This is a genomic window from Streptomyces sp. NPDC052043, assembly GCF_044548235.1.
In the GTDB taxonomy this organism is placed as follows: Bacteria; Actinomycetota; Actinomycetes; order Streptomycetales; family Streptomycetaceae; genus Streptomyces.
Genome location: NZ_JBIUBT010000015.1, coordinates 42,849 through 59,040 on the forward strand (window position 1 = coordinate 42,849; position 16,192 = coordinate 59,040).

The 16,192-nt window shown below is 70.5% G+C and carries 17 protein-coding genes; 15 read left to right on the forward strand and 2 right to left on the reverse strand.

Annotation, left to right across the window (positions count from 1 at the left end; translation table 11 throughout):
• Window positions 1–102: 102 nt before the first annotated feature.
• From ACIHCX_RS31005 to ACIHCX_RS31030, 6 genes are all read left to right on the forward strand, one after another.
• Window positions 103–873 (forward strand): hypothetical protein, encoded by a 771-nt coding sequence (locus tag ACIHCX_RS31005; protein ID WP_400035322.1) that lies wholly within the window; start codon window positions 103–105, stop codon window positions 871–873.
• The gene (locus tag ACIHCX_RS31010; RefSeq protein ID WP_400035324.1) at window positions 870–1,838 is read left to right on the forward strand and encodes a hypothetical protein; all 969 of its coding nucleotides are present in this window, start codon (window positions 870–872) and stop codon (window positions 1,836–1,838) included. Before ACIHCX_RS31005 ends, ACIHCX_RS31010 begins: the two co-directional genes overlap by 4 nt.
• Window positions 1,835–2,737 (forward strand): hypothetical protein, encoded by a 903-nt coding sequence (locus ACIHCX_RS31015; RefSeq protein ID WP_400035326.1) that lies wholly within the window; start codon window positions 1,835–1,837, stop codon window positions 2,735–2,737. The genes ACIHCX_RS31010 and ACIHCX_RS31015 overlap by 4 nt, the downstream gene beginning before the upstream one ends.
• 223 nt (window positions 2,738–2,960) lie before the next feature.
• Window positions 2,961–3,536, forward strand: coding sequence for an FABP family protein (locus ACIHCX_RS31020; RefSeq protein WP_400035328.1), 576 nt, complete (start codon window positions 2,961–2,963; stop codon window positions 3,534–3,536).
• A gap of 50 nt (window positions 3,537–3,586) precedes the next feature.
• Entirely contained in the window at window positions 3,587–4,057 is a 471-nt protein-coding gene (locus ACIHCX_RS31025) for a Fur family transcriptional regulator (protein ID WP_400035330.1), read from the forward strand.
• 10 nt (window positions 4,058–4,067) lie between these two features.
• The gene (locus ACIHCX_RS31030; RefSeq protein WP_400035332.1) at window positions 4,068–5,033 is read left to right on the forward strand and encodes a YgfZ/GcvT domain-containing protein; all 966 of its coding nucleotides are present in this window, start codon (window positions 4,068–4,070) and stop codon (window positions 5,031–5,033) included.
• 44 nt (window positions 5,034–5,077) lie between these two features.
• Here ACIHCX_RS31030 and dtd read toward each other — a convergent pair whose 3' ends face one another.
• A complete protein-coding gene (gene dtd / locus ACIHCX_RS31035; RefSeq protein ID WP_086728435.1) occupies window positions 5,078–5,503 on the reverse strand; it encodes a D-aminoacyl-tRNA deacylase in 426 nt (141 codons plus the stop codon).
• Window positions 5,504–5,675: 172 nt separating this feature from the next.
• On the opposite strand from dtd, the gene ACIHCX_RS31040 reads away from it, so the two are divergent.
• From ACIHCX_RS31040 to ACIHCX_RS31060, 5 genes are all read left to right on the forward strand, one after another.
• Window positions 5,676–6,344 carry an AmfC protein gene (locus ACIHCX_RS31040; RefSeq protein ID WP_400035335.1) on the forward strand — a complete coding sequence of 223 codons (669 nt, stop codon included), beginning with the start codon at window positions 5,676–5,678 and terminating at the stop codon, window positions 6,342–6,344.
• Between the two features lie 184 nt (window positions 6,345–6,528).
• Complete coding sequence (locus ACIHCX_RS31045) at window positions 6,529–7,788, forward strand: GNAT family N-acetyltransferase (protein ID WP_400035337.1); 1,260 nt, start codon at window positions 6,529–6,531, stop codon at window positions 7,786–7,788.
• Between the two features lie 415 nt (window positions 7,789–8,203).
• Window positions 8,204–9,118, forward strand: a complete 915-nt coding sequence (locus ACIHCX_RS31050) for a winged helix-turn-helix domain-containing protein (protein WP_400035339.1) — start codon at window positions 8,204–8,206, stop codon at window positions 9,116–9,118.
• Between the two features lie 126 nt (window positions 9,119–9,244).
• A complete protein-coding gene (locus ACIHCX_RS31055) occupies window positions 9,245–10,123 on the forward strand; it encodes a winged helix-turn-helix domain-containing protein (protein ID WP_400035341.1) in 879 nt (292 codons plus the stop codon).
• 29 nt (window positions 10,124–10,152) lie between these two features.
• The gene (locus tag ACIHCX_RS31060; RefSeq protein ID WP_400035343.1) at window positions 10,153–10,890 is read left to right on the forward strand and encodes an HAD family hydrolase; all 738 of its coding nucleotides are present in this window, start codon (window positions 10,153–10,155) and stop codon (window positions 10,888–10,890) included.
• Here ACIHCX_RS31060 and ACIHCX_RS31065 read toward each other — a convergent pair.
• The gene (locus ACIHCX_RS31065; protein WP_400035345.1) at window positions 10,865–11,056 is read right to left on the reverse strand and encodes a hypothetical protein; all 192 of its coding nucleotides are present in this window, start codon (window positions 11,054–11,056) and stop codon (window positions 10,865–10,867) included. The two genes, ACIHCX_RS31060 and ACIHCX_RS31065, sit on opposite strands and share 26 nt — an antisense overlap.
• A 169-nt stretch (window positions 11,057–11,225) precedes the next feature.
• On the opposite strand from ACIHCX_RS31065, the gene ACIHCX_RS31070 reads away from it, so the two are divergent.
• From ACIHCX_RS31070 to ACIHCX_RS31085, 4 genes are all read left to right on the forward strand, one after another.
• The gene (locus ACIHCX_RS31070; RefSeq protein WP_400035347.1) at window positions 11,226–12,101 is read left to right on the forward strand and encodes a winged helix-turn-helix domain-containing protein; all 876 of its coding nucleotides are present in this window, start codon (window positions 11,226–11,228) and stop codon (window positions 12,099–12,101) included.
• Between the two features lie 316 nt (window positions 12,102–12,417).
• A complete protein-coding gene (locus ACIHCX_RS31075) occupies window positions 12,418–14,535 on the forward strand; it encodes a phosphotransferase family protein (protein ID WP_400035348.1) in 2,118 nt (705 codons plus the stop codon).
• A gap of 102 nt (window positions 14,536–14,637) precedes the next feature.
• Window positions 14,638–15,522, forward strand: a complete 885-nt coding sequence (locus ACIHCX_RS31080; protein WP_400035350.1) for a hypothetical protein — start codon at window positions 14,638–14,640, stop codon at window positions 15,520–15,522.
• A gap of 87 nt (window positions 15,523–15,609) precedes the next feature.
• The gene (locus ACIHCX_RS31085; RefSeq protein WP_400035353.1) at window positions 15,610–16,134 is read left to right on the forward strand and encodes a helix-turn-helix domain-containing protein; all 525 of its coding nucleotides are present in this window, start codon (window positions 15,610–15,612) and stop codon (window positions 16,132–16,134) included.
• The last annotated feature ends 58 nt before the right edge of the window (window positions 16,135–16,192 follow it).

The window sequence follows — 16,192 nt, forward strand, 5'->3', positions numbered from 1 at the left end:
CTCGATCGTAATAAAGATCTTTACAACTCCTTGCATCACCCATGAGTCTTCTGAGAGCGCGCATACGGAAGGCGCGCTTCCCGTTCTCGTGGGGGGGACGTCTTGGAAGTACCGGAAAGACCCGAAGAAGCACCCGAGATCCAGGAGCCGGCGCCCGGCGCACCGCGCGCCCGCCGTCGCGGCCGTACCGCACTGCTCGTCGCCACCGCCGCCGTGCTGGGCGTCGTCGCCGGCACGTGCACCGGTTATGTCGTCCAGGCCGGCCGTACGCCGACGCCGCTGCCGCCGCTGTCCCAGCCGGTCGTGAAGCAGGCCAAGGGCGAGGTGGAGCCGTTGTCGGCGGCGCAGGACCGGCGCGTGCGTACCGACGGCGACCTGCGCAAGCTGCTGGTCCCGCGGCCGAGCGGGGCACGGGACAACGCCGACCTGCCGGGCGGTCGGGGCTGGCTGGACCTTGCCGAGTACGCGCGCATCTTCGAGGAACCGGACGACGCCTTCGGGTCTCAGGTCGGCAGTGAGTTCCGCCGTGCCGCGGTGGCCGCGTGGCTGACCACCGACACGCACCACGTCGAGATCCAGCTCGTGCAGTACCGCCAGGAGGAGCAGGTGGGCGCCGCGGACCAGGCCGAGGGCTCGCGGTACTGGGCGCAGCACGACTCGGGCAACGACGGCTGGCCCCTCCCCGGCACGGGCGACGGCAGGGTGTACGTGACCAGCACACCCAACCGGAATCCGGGCTACTTGCCGACGTACGTGGCCGAGGCGCACGCCTGGCGCGGCGACATCGCGATGGACATCTACATCTACGACACCAAGCCCGTATCCAAGAAGGAGATCATGAGCCTGGCCGAGCGGCAGGTGGGGCGGCTGTGAGCGAGTACCCGAGCATGGATCCGGCCGCTCCGGCCGACGAGCCCGCACCGGCCGGACCCACGGCGCAGACCGCGCCTGCGCTGGAACCGGAGCCTCCCACGACCGCGCCCTCGTTGGAGCCGGAGCCGGAGCCGGAGCCGGAGCCGGAGCCGGAGCCGGAGCCGGAGCCTGCCGCGCCCTCGCCGGGGCCGCAGCCGGAGGCGGCCGTGAAGCCCGCCCGGCGCCGCCGCGTCGGGCTGGTCGCCGGATGCGTCGTGCTGCTCGCCGCGCTCGTCAGCGGCACCGGCTTCACCGTGGTCACCGTACGCAATGCGGACCACGATCCCGGCGCACCCGTCTGGCGTCTGCCCAAGCCGGCGGCGGACGGACACCAGCCCGAGGCCACCGGCCTGAAGGGGATGCTGCTCCCCTACGGCACGAGCGGATACGGGCGCGGCCCGGACATGGGCGAGTACGGCGCCGACGCCGAGCTGAGCGGCGCCCAGGCCACCGCGCTGCGCAAGGAGCCGCTGAGCGTCCTGCCCCGCTCCCAGCGGCTGTTGGTGGAGAAGCAGATCGACAAGCAGCACATCACGGGCATGGTGATGCGCAGCTACCTCAGCCTCGAGAGCCCGGGCAGCAGCAGCGAGTACGAGGCCGACGCCGCCTTCGGTGTCGAGATCGTGCTCTCCCGGATGGAGAACCGTGGTGCGGTGCGCTCCATCGCCACCATTCAGCAGGAGTTCCTCACCGCTATGAAGGTCTTCCGGGTGGGACCCAGGATCGAGGGCCACCCGAACGCCCGCTGCTTCCTGCCGCCCATGGAATCCGGCGCGAAGCTCGAGCGCATGATCTGTTCCGCCTACGAGGGCGATGTCCTGGTCAGCGCTACCGCGTACGGGGTCAAGCCGCTGGACAAGAAGGGTGTGGCCCGGTTGCTCCGCGACCAGCTCGACCGCATCAAGGACCCGGGGAAGGCCGTATGACCGAGCAGCAGCAGGCACCTGAGGCCGCGGCGCCGCAGCCGGCGGCCGCACCGCCGATGCCGGACATCCCCCCGACGCCGGACGTGCCGCCGGCCGTCACCGTCCTCCCGGGGCCACCGCCCGGTGGTGGAAGCCGGCGGCGCCTGCGGGCCGTACTGCGCTGGACCGCGGCCGTCGTCGTGTTCGCGGTGGCCGGGGCGGGAACGGCGAACGGCATCACCGGCATGGAGCGCACGGACATCCCCGGCCTCGCGACCGCCTCGGACGGCCGCTGGGACTACCCGCAGTTCGTCCGGCCTCCGCTGCCGTCCGGCAGCCCCCCTCCGCTGGCCGAGTCCAACATGGCCGGGACACACTACGCCGACCTGCGCGCTCTAGTGCTGCCCGCGCCCACGGGGGCCCGTGAGGACAGAACCCTGCGCGGCACCGACGGCTGGCTTCAGACGAAGGACTTCCTCGCCGAGTACACGCTGAAGGACGAACGGAAGGAGTTCGGGCAGAGGCTGACCGATCACGGCCTGCGGCACATCGCCGCCCGCGGCTGGACCACCCAGGACGGCACGCACACGCGGATCTACCTGCTCCAGTTCAACAGTGCCGCGCTGGTGGACAACATGGTCACCTACGGCGAGGCGCTCGTCTCGTACGACAGCCCGCGCTACCAGATACGCGGAGCCGAGACGCCCGTCGACGACGAGGACTTTCCGCTCAAGGCCCAACTCCAGGACATCCGGTACTACGCCTATACCGAGGCCAAGCCCTACGGCGCCGAACAGGTACGGCAGGCGTACTTGACGGCGGGCGACACCCTCGCGGTGATCGTCCAGTCCCGTAAGGGCACCACTGCTTCCGTTCCCTTCCAGCAGACGGTCATGCTGCAGAGCGAACTGCTCGCCTGAGGCCGGGGGCGCACCTCGCCAAGAGGGCCGGACCCCGGCCGACTAAGCTGGGGTCCGGCCCTGTGCACGTACCGCACCTGCTCAACCGAGGAGCACCCCGTGGAGATCTTCTTCGAAACCCTGCTGGTCCTGGTCTGCGTCGGCGTTCTCGCCTTCGCCTACCTGACCGTGAAGAAGCTGTACCAGGGCCAGCGCTGACGACGACATTCAGGAACGGCTGCTCATGATCGAGATCCCGTCCGACCTCCACAAGGACCTGGTCCCCCTCGCCTTCCTGCTCGGCGACTGGGCCGGTGCCGGCGTGCACGACTTCCCGGGCGCGGAGAAGTGCAACTTCGGCCAGGAGGTCACGTTCACCCACGACGGCCGGGACTTCCTGGAGTACCGGTCCCACACCTGGGTGCTGGACAACGACGGCAACAAGGTGAAGCCGCTGGAGTCCGAGTCCGGCTTCTGGCGGATCGACGCCGACCGCAAGGTCGAGGTCACGATGACCCGCGACGACGGCGTCATCGAGATCTGGTACGGCGAGCTGGCCCACAAGAAGCCGCAGATCGAGCTGGCCACCGACGCGGTCGCCCGGACCGCCGCCTCCCGCCCCTACACCGGCGGCAAGCGGCTGTACGGCTACGTCAAGAGCGACCTGATGTGGGTCGGCGAGAAGCAGACCCCCGAGGTCGAGCTGCGCCCCTACATGTCGGCCCACCTGAAGAAGGTCGTCACCCCCGAACAGGTCGAGCGCTGGGCCAAGGCCCTCCCGGACGACCTCCCGGACGACGGCATCGCCTTCTTCAAGTGAGCCGGGTTCTTCGAGTGAGCCCGGCCGGGTCACCGTCCTAGACTTGGGGCGTGGTGAGCATCGACTGGAAGAGCGATCTGCGGCAGCGCGGCTACCGGCTGACCCCGCAGCGGCAACTCGTGCTCGAAGCCGTCGACAGCCTGGAGCACGCGACACCCGATGACATCCTCGGCGAGGTGCGCAAGACCGCGTCGGGGGTGAACATCTCCACCGTGTACCGAACCCTGGAGCTCCTGGAGGAGCTCGGGCTGGTCAGCCACGCCCATCTGGGGCACGGCGCGCCGACCTACCACCTGGCGGACCGGCACCATCACATCCACCTGGTCTGCCGGGACTGCACGAACGTCATCGAGGCGGACCTGTCGGTGGCGGCCGAGTTCACCGCCAAGCTGCGGGAGCAGTTCGGCTTCGACACGGACATGAAGCACTTCGCGATCTTCGGGCGGTGCGCGGACTGCGCGCGCAAGGCCGCGACGGCTTCGGGCGCCTCGGCCGACCGGGGTCCAAGTACTGAGTCGTAGGCTTGTGTTCATGAAGAGCCCCCTGCTGTCCCTGCCCGGCGCCGTCCCGGCCGAGGGCGTGGACGAAGGCGTCGCCGCCCACTACGGCGACCTGTTCCGCGAGCAGCGCGCCCTCGCGGACGGCACCGGATGCGTCGACCTCTCGCACCGCGGTGTCGTCACCGTCTCCGGCGAGGACCGGCTGAGCTGGCTGCACCTGCTGCTCACCCAGCACGTCAGCGAGCTGCCGCCCGGCCAGGCCACCGAGGCGCTGATCCTGTCCGCGCACGGCCACATCGAGCACGCGCTCTACCTGGTCGACGACGGCGAGACGGTCTGGGCCCATGTGGAACCCGGCACCCAGGAGGCGCTGATCGCCTACCTGGAGTCGATGAAGTTCTTCTACCGGGCCGAGGTCGCCGACCGGACCGCCGACTTCGCCGTCGTGCACCTGCCGGCCGGTTCGATCGCCGAAGCACCCGAGGGGGTCGTCGTGCGGGAGACCGCCTACGGCCGCGATCTCTTCCTGCCTCGCGCGGACCTGGAGTCCTATGCGGGCCAGGCCGGCCCGCCGGCCGGCATCCTCGCCCACGAGGCGCTGCGTGTCGAGCAGCACCGGCCCCGGCTCGGCTTCGAGACCGACCACCGCACCATCCCGCACGAGCTGGGCTGGATCGGCACGGCGGTGCACCTTCAGAAGGGTTGCTACCGCGGTCAGGAGACCGTGGCCCGGGTGCAGAACCTGGGCAAGCCGCCGCGCCGCCTGGTCTTCCTGCACCTGGACGGAAGCGAGGTGCACCTGCCGACGCCCGGCACGGAGATCCGCCTCGCCGACGAGGGCCCGGACGGCCGCAGGATCGGCTTCATCACCACGTCCGTACGGCACTACGAGCTCGGCCCGGTCGCGCTCGCCCTGGTCAAGCGGAACGTCCCGGTGGACGCACGGCTGATGGCGGGCGAGACGGCGGCCGCGCAGGAAGTGGTCGTGGAGCCGTAGCCCCCGGGGCTCCGGCTCCGGCGCACGTTCCGGCAGGCCCGGGCTCACATCTCCAGCAGGACCGTGAACGGGCCGTCGTTCGTCAGCGACACCCGCATCCGCGCCCCGAACCGGCCCGTCGCGACCGTCGCGCCCAGGGAGCGCAGCTGCGCGACCACCTCCTCCACCAGCGGCTCGGCGACCTCGCCGGGCGCGGCCGCGTTCCAGGTGGGGCGGCGGCCCTTGCGGGCGTCGCCGTACAGCGTGAACTGGCTGATGACCAGGAGCGGGGCGCCGGTGTCGCTGCACGACCTCTCGTCGTGCAGCATGCGGATCGACCAGAGCTTGCGGGCCAGCTGCGCCGCCTTCTCCTTGGTGTCCTCGTGGGTGACCCCGACGAGGACGCACAGCCCCTCGCCCTCGATGGCCCCCACCGTCTCGCCGTCCACGACGACGCTCGCGCCGTCCACCCTCTGCACCACTGCACGCATGCCGACCATGATGCCCCTCGGCCGTCCGGGTGCCGCCCCGGGGCCATATCGTGCTTCTTTCTGCCCCGTAACCCCCCATCCGGGGCTGATCGGGGGCACTCGGTCACATACTGGCCACCCAGGGTGGCACGATGCTGTCGTACGCGCCGGTCGAGGGGACGGTTGAGGCGCCATGAGCACATCGAGTACCGAGCGGCACCCGGCGGCGGCCTCGCCGATCCGCGCGGACGTCGCCGAGGTCCACCGGCCGCCCGTGCAGCGCGTCGACAGCCTCGGGCCGCCCGCTGTGGACCCCGAGCCCAGCTCGTCCAGCACGGGGTACGCCCGGCATCCCGACCTGAGCGTGCTGAGCCTGCCCGAGCTGCGCGCCCTGCGCCGGAAGGCGCAGCGGGACGAGGCCGACCTGAGCTACGTACGGCGGCTGCTCCAGGGGCGGATCGACATCCTGCGCGCGGAGCTGGCCCGGCGCGGGCCGGAGTCCGTCCTGGGCGCCGGGCAGGTGCCCGCGCCCGAGCAGGGGTCCGTCGTCGAGCGGCTCGCGGAGATCCTCAAGGACGCGCCCGCCCGGCAGCGCTCCTCCGCCCGGCATGTGACGCTCGGCACACCGCACGGGGAGGAGTACAGCCGGCTGGCCGCCCAGATGCTCGCCGAGGTCGAGTTGTCGGACCTCGAGGCGCGTACCGACCGGGAGTTGGGCGCGGCCATGGGGCGGCTGGTGCGGTACGAGCAGCAGGTGTCGGGTCGGCGGCAGCAGTTGCAGCGCACGGCCGACGGCTGCGGCACGGAGATCGCCCGCAGATACCGCGAAGGGGAAGCACAGGTCGACGACCTGCTCGTCTGACGCGGAGGTCGCGGAGGTCGCGGAGGTCGCGGCGGCCGCGGAGACCCCGGGAGCCGGCGTGGACGGCGGGACCGCGGAGCGGGTTCGGGAGGGGAGCGGGGGCGGCGAGGGCGAGGGCGGGACGGGCGCGGGGACGAGGGAAAACACCGCGACATTCCGTCCCCGGCCCGCCTACTGTCGGCCCATGACTGCCGCCGGCCCCGCCATCGACGTACGTCCCATCACCGACGCCGAGATCCCCGACTGGATCCGCGCCCTGAACACCGGTTTCCTGCGTCACCCCGGTGACTCCGAGGCCGCGATCGCCGACGGGCGCACGTACATCGAGCCGTCCCGCACCCTCGGCGCCTTCGACGGCGGCCGGTGCGTGGCGACGTTCCGGTCCTTCCCGCAGGAACTCACGGCCGTCGGCGGCGCGACCGTTTCCGCCGACGCCATATCCAACGTGACCGTCTCCGCCACCCACCGCCGCCGCGGTCTGCTGACCCGGATGATGACCCAGGACCTGGCGGCCGCGAAGGAGCGCGGTGACGTCGTGGCGACCCTGATCGCCGCCGAGTACCCGATCTACGGCCGTTACGGCTTCGGCCCGGCCACCTGGATGACCGAGTGGGCGATCGACGTGCCCCGGGCCGGCCTCGACCCCCGCTGGGCGGGACCGGACGACGGCGGCCGGGTCGACCTCGTGGACGCCGACGACGTACGCAAGCTCGGCCCGGAGCTGCACGAGCGGCTGCGCCGCGCCCAGCCCGGCGCGATCGACCGCTCCGACCGCTGGTGGCAGGTCAGCACCGGCGCACTGCGCCCGGACCCCAGCCGGTGGACCGACCGTTTCCACGCCGTCTACCGCGCCGCGGACGGCACGGTCGAGGGACTGGCGGCGTACCACTGCGACGAGACCTGGTCGGACGCCAAGCAGCCGCTGAACACGGCCACGGTGAGGAACCTGATCGCGGTGACCCCGGCCGCCGAGCGCGCCCTGTGGCTGTACCTGTGCTCGATCGACTGGATCACGAAGGTCAAAAGCGGCTGGCGGGCCCCCGACGACCTGCTCCCCCTCTTCCTGCCGGACCCGCGCGCCGCCACGATCACCACGCACGCGGACTGGCTGTGGGTGCGGATCCTCGACGTCGTACGGGCCCTGGAGGCGCGGACGTACGAGGGCACGGGCACGCTGGTGCTGGAGGTCCTGGACCGGGCCGGACTGGCCGGCGGGCGCTGGCGGCTCGAGGCGTCGCCCGCCGGAGGGATCTGTACGCCGACCACCGAGAGCGCCGATCTGACGCTGGACGTGGCGGAGTTGGCGACCCTGTGGCTCGGCGACGAGTCGGCGGTGCGGCTCGCCGCGCTGGGCCGGGTCCGGGAAGAACGAGCGGGCGCCGCCCGAGGGGCCGACGCCCTGCTGCGTACGTCCAGGCGGCCTTGGTGCCCGGACATGTTCTGAGCGCTCCTTCCTGCCGGTGACGGGTGAGAGGTGTGACGCATCCGTAGCTTGCTGTTCAGTTGTGGCGGTACAGACGGTCTTCAGTTGTGGCTGTGCGGCATGTTCGGTTGTGACTGTGCCTGCCGTACCCGCCGGCTGTGCGCCGGCTGTTCAGTTGTGACTGTGCCTGTGCCTGTGCGGTGCCGGATCACCGGCTGCCGCTCCCCGTTGGCGCGCCGGCCGACCGAGCTCCCGGCTCCCCTCCGGAAGGGAGCACGGTCGTACGTTCTCCAACCGTCACCTGGTGGCCAACACTTGGAAAGTCTGGCCAGGTCGCTCAAGTTGGCTACCAACTCCACTGTTGTTATCTCCGCTTGGAAGCGGCTCATAACCATCTTCCCGCGAACTGCCGGAAGATGGCGGGAAGTTGTACCGTTTGGGCGTGGACCCGGAACACGCCTCCGCCAATGGGCGGAAGAGGTCACAGCGGCCACAGAGGTCACACCGCGAGGTGGCCGACGAACTGCGGCACCGGATCAGGACAGGGGTGCTGCGGCCGGGCCAGCGCATGCCCACCCAGGCCGAGCTGGCCGAGGAGTTCGGCGTCGAGCGCGGAGCCGTGCGCCAGGCCCTGCGCGTCCTCCAGTCGGAGCGCCTGCTCACCAACGTCTCCAGGGGGAGCCCGGCGACCGTCGCGGCCGACCCGGCGGGGGCCCTGACCGGTGGCCCCTTCGCCCCGCCGCTGCCCACCACGGCCGCCCTCGCGCCCCGTATCGAGGCCGCCTTCGACGCCACCCACGTGGAGATCGACGCCCTCTGCCTGACCGCGATCTCGCTCACCCTGGCCATGGGCGAGCCGTTGCGGCAGATCCACGCCGGGCGACTGAAACCGGCCAAGGTCGACGTCCGCGTGCTGCTGCCGTCCCGCAACATCGACCTGGCCTTCCCGATCTCGGTGGACCGGCCCAGCGAGGACGACCCGGTCCACCAGCGCTGGCTGGCCCAGCGCAACGCCCAGGGCCAGGTGCTCAAACACAACCTGCTGGCCCTGCGCGCCACCCACGGCATCGACGTCCGCGTGAGATTCCGCGCGCTGCCCTTCACCCCGCCGGTCAAGCTGTACCTGCTCAACGACAGGGAGGCGCTGTTCGCGTACTACACGCTGCGGCGGCGTGAGCAGGAGATCGACCACGAGCACCTGGAGCTGTACGACGCGGAGGGCACCCGGTCGATCCTCTTCGCCTTCGAGCAGGGTGCCGACCCGCGCGACACGACCTTCGTCGAGCAGTCCCACGTGTGGTTCGACGCGCTGTGGGAGACGATCAGTTCGGAGCTGCTGCTGACGGGCTGACGCCTCCCGCGGGGAGCGCCACCCCAGCCGGATTGGTGACCAACCTTGTTCCAGTTGGCCCTACTTGGCGGTTATCCCTAAACAAGTTCCAAACAACTCCCGCCAGGTGAGGCAAAGTTGTAGCGTTTGGTTGTGACCCAGGAGAGCGTGGCCGTGAACGGCAGCAGAAGGAGCTCGCCCCAGGAGATCGCCGAGGCGCTGCGGGAACGGATCCGCACCGGCGAGCTCCGGCCGGGCGACCGCCTGCCCACCCAGGCCGAACTCGCGGAGGAGTTCGGGGTGGAGCGCGGAGCCGTGCGCCAGGCCCTGCGGGTGCTCCAGGCGGACGGCCTGCTCAGCAACGTCACCAAGGGCAGCCCGCCGCGGGTCGCCGCGCCCGTCGCCGCCCGCGCGGAGCCGCAGCCGACGATGGTCGGCCTCGCGCCCCGGCTCGTGGAGGCCTTCTCCGCCCGGCAGGTCAGGATCGACGCGGCCTGCCTCACGGCCGAGACCCTGATGGTCGCCGTCGGCGAGCCCCTGCGTCTGATCCACGAGGGACGGCTGCGCCCCGAGTCGATCGACGTGCGCATTCTGCTGCCGTCCCGCAACATCGACCTGGCCTTCCCGATCTCGGTGGACCGGCCCAGCGAGGACGACCCGGTCCACCAGCGCTGGCTGGCCCAGCGCAACGCCCAGGGACACGTCCTGAGCCACAACCTCAAAGCCCTGCGCGCCACCCACGGCATCGACGTCCGCGTGACCTTCCGCGCGCTGCCCTTCACCCCGCCGGTCAAGCTGTACCTGGTCAACGGCGCGGAGGCGCTGATCGCGTACTACATGATCACCCGGCGGGAGGAGCGGGCCGAGGACGGGACGCTGGACATGTACGACGCTCTCGGCACGGAGTCCCTGCTGTTCTCCTTCGAGAAGGCGACCGGGCAGCGCGACGCCGCGTTCGTGGCGGAATCGCAGAAGTGGTTCGACGCCCTCTGGGAAACCATCACGTCGGATCTGACACTCTCCTAGTGACTTCTGATGCGACGCAGACCGAAGCGGTGACAGCTGAGACCGGGAACGAGACCGAGGAACTGCGGAACCTGATCACGGGTGCCCGTGTCGTGCTCTGGGACTTCGACGGGCCGATCTGCCGACTGTTCGCCGGGCACTCGGCGGAGCGGGTGGCGACCAAACTCGTGAGGTGGCTTGAGGACCGGGGCCTGCACGGCCTGCTGACCGGCTCCGAACGGCAGTTGCTGGACCCGCACGTCGTCCTGCGCGCCGTGGACCACCGGCACCCCGGCAGCGACCTTGTGACGGAGCTGGAGGAGCGGCTGACCCAGGAGGAGCGACGGGCCGCCGACTCCGCGCGGCCCACCCCCTACGCCGACCCGCTGATACGGACCTGGAAGGCCCTGGGCGCACGTCTGGCCATCACCACCAACAACTCGCCCCTCGCGGCGCGCGAGTACCTCGCGCGCCGCGACCTCGACGACTGCTTCGCCCCTCATGTCTACGGGCGCACCCAGGACCTGTCACACCTCAAGCCCGACCCGCACTGCCTGAACCGCGCCCTGACCGCCACCGGGGTCTCCCCCGCGCGGGCCCTGATGATCGGCGACACCCCCTCGGACCACGAGGCCTCCCTACGAGCGGGCGTACCCTTCCTCGGCTACGCCCGCAACGCCCGCAAGGAGAAGCTGCTCAGGGAGGCGGGCGCCACCGTGGTCGTGGAGTCCCTCGAGCCGGTACTGCGGATCCTCCGGATGCTCAGGCCTGAGTCATCAGGAGCGTGAAGACCACGGCCGCGCCGACCGCGAGCCGGGTACTGCGGCCCCGTACGCCCACCGTGACGGCGGCCAGCAGAGCCAGTCCCACCAGGCCCAGCCGGGCCTGTACCTCGCGCGCCAGGAGGAACTCCCCCAGGGCCCTGAGCAGTTGCAGCTGGACCACGTTCCCCACCCACCCTTCCATTCGCCAGTGAGCTGGCCAACTAGTAGCCCAATTGGGCTGATTGCCTTGAAGTGGATGTCCCCTGCCGGTCTGATCGATTAACACGGCAGGCCAAAATGACTCCTGGAGGAGGCGAAAAGCCGGTTTGCTGGTGGGATGCCGGCGGTACCGTCAGGTTGTGGGTGAGGAACGGGCGGGTGACGGTGGCGGCAAGGAGTTCCGCCGGGTGTCGGAGGAGCTGCGGGCCCGGATGGTGGACGGCACCTACCCGGTGCGCTCCTTCCTGCCCTCGCAGCGCGACCTCGCGGAGGAGTTCGGGGTCTCCCGGGACACCGTGCAACGGGTGCTGCGGGAGCTGGCCACCGAGGGCTGGACCGAGTCCCGGCAGGGGAGCGGCACCCGTGTCGTCAAGAACCAGCGGATACAGTCCTCGACGGCCAAGGCCACCCGGTCACGCAGGGGGGTGAGCCTGGGTCCGCTCATCAGCGAGGCGTTCGAGCAGCCGGAAGTGACCCTGGACGTCTACACCTTGACGTCCGAGTCGCTGGACACCCACATCAGGCTCCAGGCGGAGCGGATCCGGAGCGGGTTCATCCAGCCCCGCAGCATCTCGCTGCGCATGCTCCTTCCGACCACGTCGTTGCCCCTGCCCTACCCAAGGGCCATGGACGAGGAGAACGCCACCCGTCTGCACCACCGTCTGCTCGCCATCACCGAGCGGCACACGGACTCGCTGCGGAAAGTACTGCGCGAGCTGCGGGCCGAGGAACTGGTGCCTGCCGTGGACGTGCAGATCCGGCACGTACCGCTGACGCCGGCCTTCAAGTTGTACGTCCTCAACAGCGTGGAGGTCCTCTTCGGGCCGTACGAGGTGATCGAGCGGCCCGTGGTCCTCGAGACCGGAGAGGAGATCAGGGCGCTCGACGTGCTGGGGCTCGGGGCGACCCTCACCCATCACATGCGCGATGCCGACAACCCCGATTCGCCGGGCTCGGTCTTCGCGACCTCGATGCAGTCGTGGTTCGAGTCCGTGTGGACCTTGCTGTCCGAGTGACTGCGGGCCGCCCCAGTGCCGTGCTGTAGCATGCCCGCACCTGGTGAGCAACAGCTCCGTTTCACAGGTGGAGCACGCAAGAGGTGGCGCGCAAGGCGACCTCGACGGTGCGACGCAGGCCGGACGCACTGGTAGGGGCACACCACCCGTTGTGCCGACGGCAGGCGTACTTCGGTCGTGTCTGATTTGACGTTTAGCGTACCTTTTGTCATACCGATGTTCTCGCCTGAGCACTTGAGCAACTGGAGCGGCCGTGGCTGCACCTCCTCCTCGTCCCCCCCTTGGGGAACGCGCCCTCCGTGACGTTCGAGCATTCGTGCGGCTTGCCGCCGAACTGGGCGAGTACAGCAGCGGCTACCACAACCAAAACCATGTGCTCCCCCTGACGGACCACATGGCGCGGCTACTGCGCACGAAGGCCGGCACGTCCGTGACCGTTCGGATCCGCCGTGCCCAGGCGCTGCCCGTGGTGATCAGAACTTGGGAGAACGAGGCCGCGATCCTCGACGCCGTCAGAGGGGCGCTGCCCAACGTTCCCGAGTGCCTGGTCAAGCAGGACTCCTTCGCGATCCACAGATACGTCGAGGGTGTGCCCCTCTCCAGCGTCTGCGGCAACGGCAAGCCGGTCGACAGCCTGCTGGTCAAGGCGCTGGCGGGCCTGCTTGCCCGGATGACGCAGGTCCGTAGGGAGGCGTTGCCGCCGCTCCCCCCGCAGTGGCCGCGCAACGACAAGGACAGCCAGGCGTTTCTGCAGACGCTGGCGAGGCTTGCGGATCGGCAGATCAGGCAGCCCAATTGGTATGCCTTCGGTGGCCTGTTCGTCGCCTTAGGCATCCCCGATGACGCCCTGACCCAGCTGGCTGCGCGCGTGCCCGCCATGGCAAGGCGGCCGTACAGCCTGCTCCACGCGGACCTGCACCGCGACAACCTGATCATGGCGTCCGGCGACGATCCGGCCCTCTTCTGCGTCGACTGGGAACTGGCGACCTACGGCGACCCGCTGCACGATCTGGCCACGCACCTCGTCCGTATGCGCTACCCCCGACATCAGTGGGCCGAAGTGATCGATGCCTGGGCCGGAGCCATGGACCGGATCCGTCCCGCGGCCGTCAATGGCCTGGCCAGGGATCTGCGGCACTACGTCGCCTTCGAGCGGGCACAGTCCGTCTACCCGGACGTGATGCGGGCGGCGCAGGCCCTGGAGGACGGGCCCGACCAGGAGAGCCTGGACGAGGCGACGACGAGTGTGCGCCGGGCACTGGAGGCGGGTGCCGAACCACTCGGGCTCAGAAACGTTCCGGACACCGCGGAGATCGAGCGTGTCCTGTTCCGATGGCGGGCCCCCCGGGCGGCGGTGCGCAGCGGTGGCGCGGTCCGGGCGGGCGGGGCGATCTCGTGGTCGGCGGACCCGCGCCTCCCGGAGCGGCGCGATTTCCCCGCCTCCGCCATCGATCACGCCCTGCTCGCCGAGGGGATGGCCTTGGCCAGCCGGGTGTTCAAGGGCACCGCACACCTCAACTCGGTGGTACGAGTGCCGGGGTTCGACTCCCCGGTCGTGGTGCGCCGCAAGCTGGCAAACGTCTGCCGCCGCGAGCCCAGATTCCTCAGCGAGCACGCTGTACTGCGGGCCATCGAGCAGTCGGGCGTTGCGGTGGAGGCACCGAAGGTCCTCGCCCTGGGCCGCAGCCACCAGGGCGAGCAGTACGCCATCCACACGTATGTCGGCCCCGAGGACACCGACCGTCCGCCCAGCCACCCGGAGCTCGGCCTGCGGCCACACGAGGCGGACGCGCTCGTCGACCAGTTGTGCGCGTTGACGCGTGTGGGCTACGGAGAGCTCGACCCGGTGGCGGGCGAGGGGACCTTCTTCAACTGGCTGTGCGACCAGTTGGTGCTCATGGTGGGCAAACTGCCCAAGGAATCGCGGCAGCTGGCCCGGTTTCTCGGCTTGCCCGACGCCCCCCGGCTCCAGCAGATCCTCACCCGGTACTGGATCAGCCCCCGCCGTCCGGCGCTCCTGCACGGCGACCTGAACCCGTGGAATCTCGTCCGACGTGACGACGCCCGCGCTCTCACCATCATCGACTGGGAGATGGCCCTGATCGGTGACCCGTTGTACGACCTGGTCCGGCACATGCATCTCACGCCGACCCGTCCGGAGATCCGCGAACGCATGTTCAACCGTTGGGAGCGCCGTCTGCCCGCCGAGTACACGACCGGCTGGCAGCAGGACTGGCGCGTGTACCACCGGCTCGAGACCGTCCGCTCCGCCTACGTCGACCTGGACCGCCTGGTGACGGGCGCGAGCCTGGACGCCCCCAACGTCCGCCGCGCCGTCGAGTCGTACGCGATGACCCTCGCGGCGGCCATCGGGTCACTCGGACTCACCGTCCGCGCCGCGGCGAACCCCTATCTTGCCCGCGCTCTGGCTTGACGAGACCATGGCAGGACGGGAGGACGGGACCGGGAGCCGGTCTGTCCGCGGTCGTGCGGCGCCCGGTCGGGCCGGTCGACGCGGGGCGGGGGAGGGTTGCGGATGGCCGCAGGGACCAGACCACCGGACGAGGGCGGCGTCGGACGGCTGCGCCGACTGCAGGAGCGCTACGAACCGCTGATCACGCGCGTCCTGCTGCTCGGCATCTTCGCCACCGGCCTGATCGCCCAGTTCGTCAAGCCCGTCGGAGACGCCCTGGAGGACAAGGCCTACCTGGGCGGCGCGCTGCTCAGCCTCGTCGGCTACGTGCTCTACGACCAGATCAAGGAGTTGAGCGCGGCGGTCAAGGTGCCGGCTCGCGTACTGGTGAACTCCAGTGAACTGGGGACCTTCGTCGGTGAGGCCTTCCGGGCCCGCAAGGTCGAGATCAGCTTCCTCGGTTACACGGGCGAGACGCTCTACAACGCGCTCTACCACCGTCTGGAGGACCTCTTCGACGACCCCGGACCCATCCGGCGCGTCTCCATCCGGATGCTGGTGCCCGACTTCGGCCTGCCGATGACGGTGCCGTCCCGGGTCGGCGTGGGCGACACGCCGGAGGACGACGCCGACTTCCGCAGGCGCATGGAGGAACGCTGCCGCGAGTACGACGGCATCCTGTCCGAGCTGTCCGAACGGCTCACCGCGACCAGCAGGGTGCTCGTCGAGTGCGAGTACCGTCTCTACCCCGGCATCCCGCGGGACAAGATCTGCATCTTCAACCGGCAGCGCGTCCTGCACGGCCTGTACGACCTCTCCGCGCGGATGCGGCTTCAGCACTTGGGCCCGGAGTTCTACGACCCCAAGGGCTTCAAGACCGACCTCAACGTCTGGTCGCGCGAGGGCACGACCGCGGCCGAGGTGGCCGTCGCCACCTGGAACAAGCACTTCGACGACCTGTGGGCCCTCGCCAAGGTCCCGCCCTGGCGCCGGCAGCCGCCCCGCTGACCCGGAAGCCCGGCTCCCGGGCGGTGGAGCTCGCTCTTGCAAGCGGGTTGCTTGCAATTGTTAGCAGGGGTGGTGCAAGGTGGAGGCATGGCATCGCTCAACGTCGGCAATCTCGGTGAGTACCTGCGCGAGCAGCGGCGCAACGCGCAGTTGTCGCTGCGGCAGCTCGCCGACGCCGCCGGGGTGTCCAATCCGTACCTGAGCCAGATCGAGCGCGGCCTGCGCAAGCCGAGCGCGGAGGTGCTCCAGCAGGTCGCCAAGGCGCTGCGGATCTCCGCCGAGACGCTGTACGTGCGGGCCGGGATCCTCGACGCCGAGCGGGACCGGGACGACGTGGAGACGCGCGCCGTCATCCTCGCCGACCCGTCGCTGAACGAGCGGCAGAAGCAGGTGCTGCTCCAGATCTACGAGTCCTTCCGCAAGGAGAACGGGTTCGGGACCTCCGAGACGGACGGTCCCCGTGAGCGGGCGGCCCAGGACGGCGGCACCGACGGCGGCTCCATACCCGTCCGGCCCGCCGCCGAGGCGGACGGCGGCCGGCCCGCCCCCGCCGAGCGGGGCCGTACCCGCACGTCCGGCGGTGACGCCGATCCGCGGGAGGCGGCGGGCTGATCCCAGCGAGCGCACGGTCAACGGGCCGGGCGCCCGGCCCGACCACCGCGGAAACCCA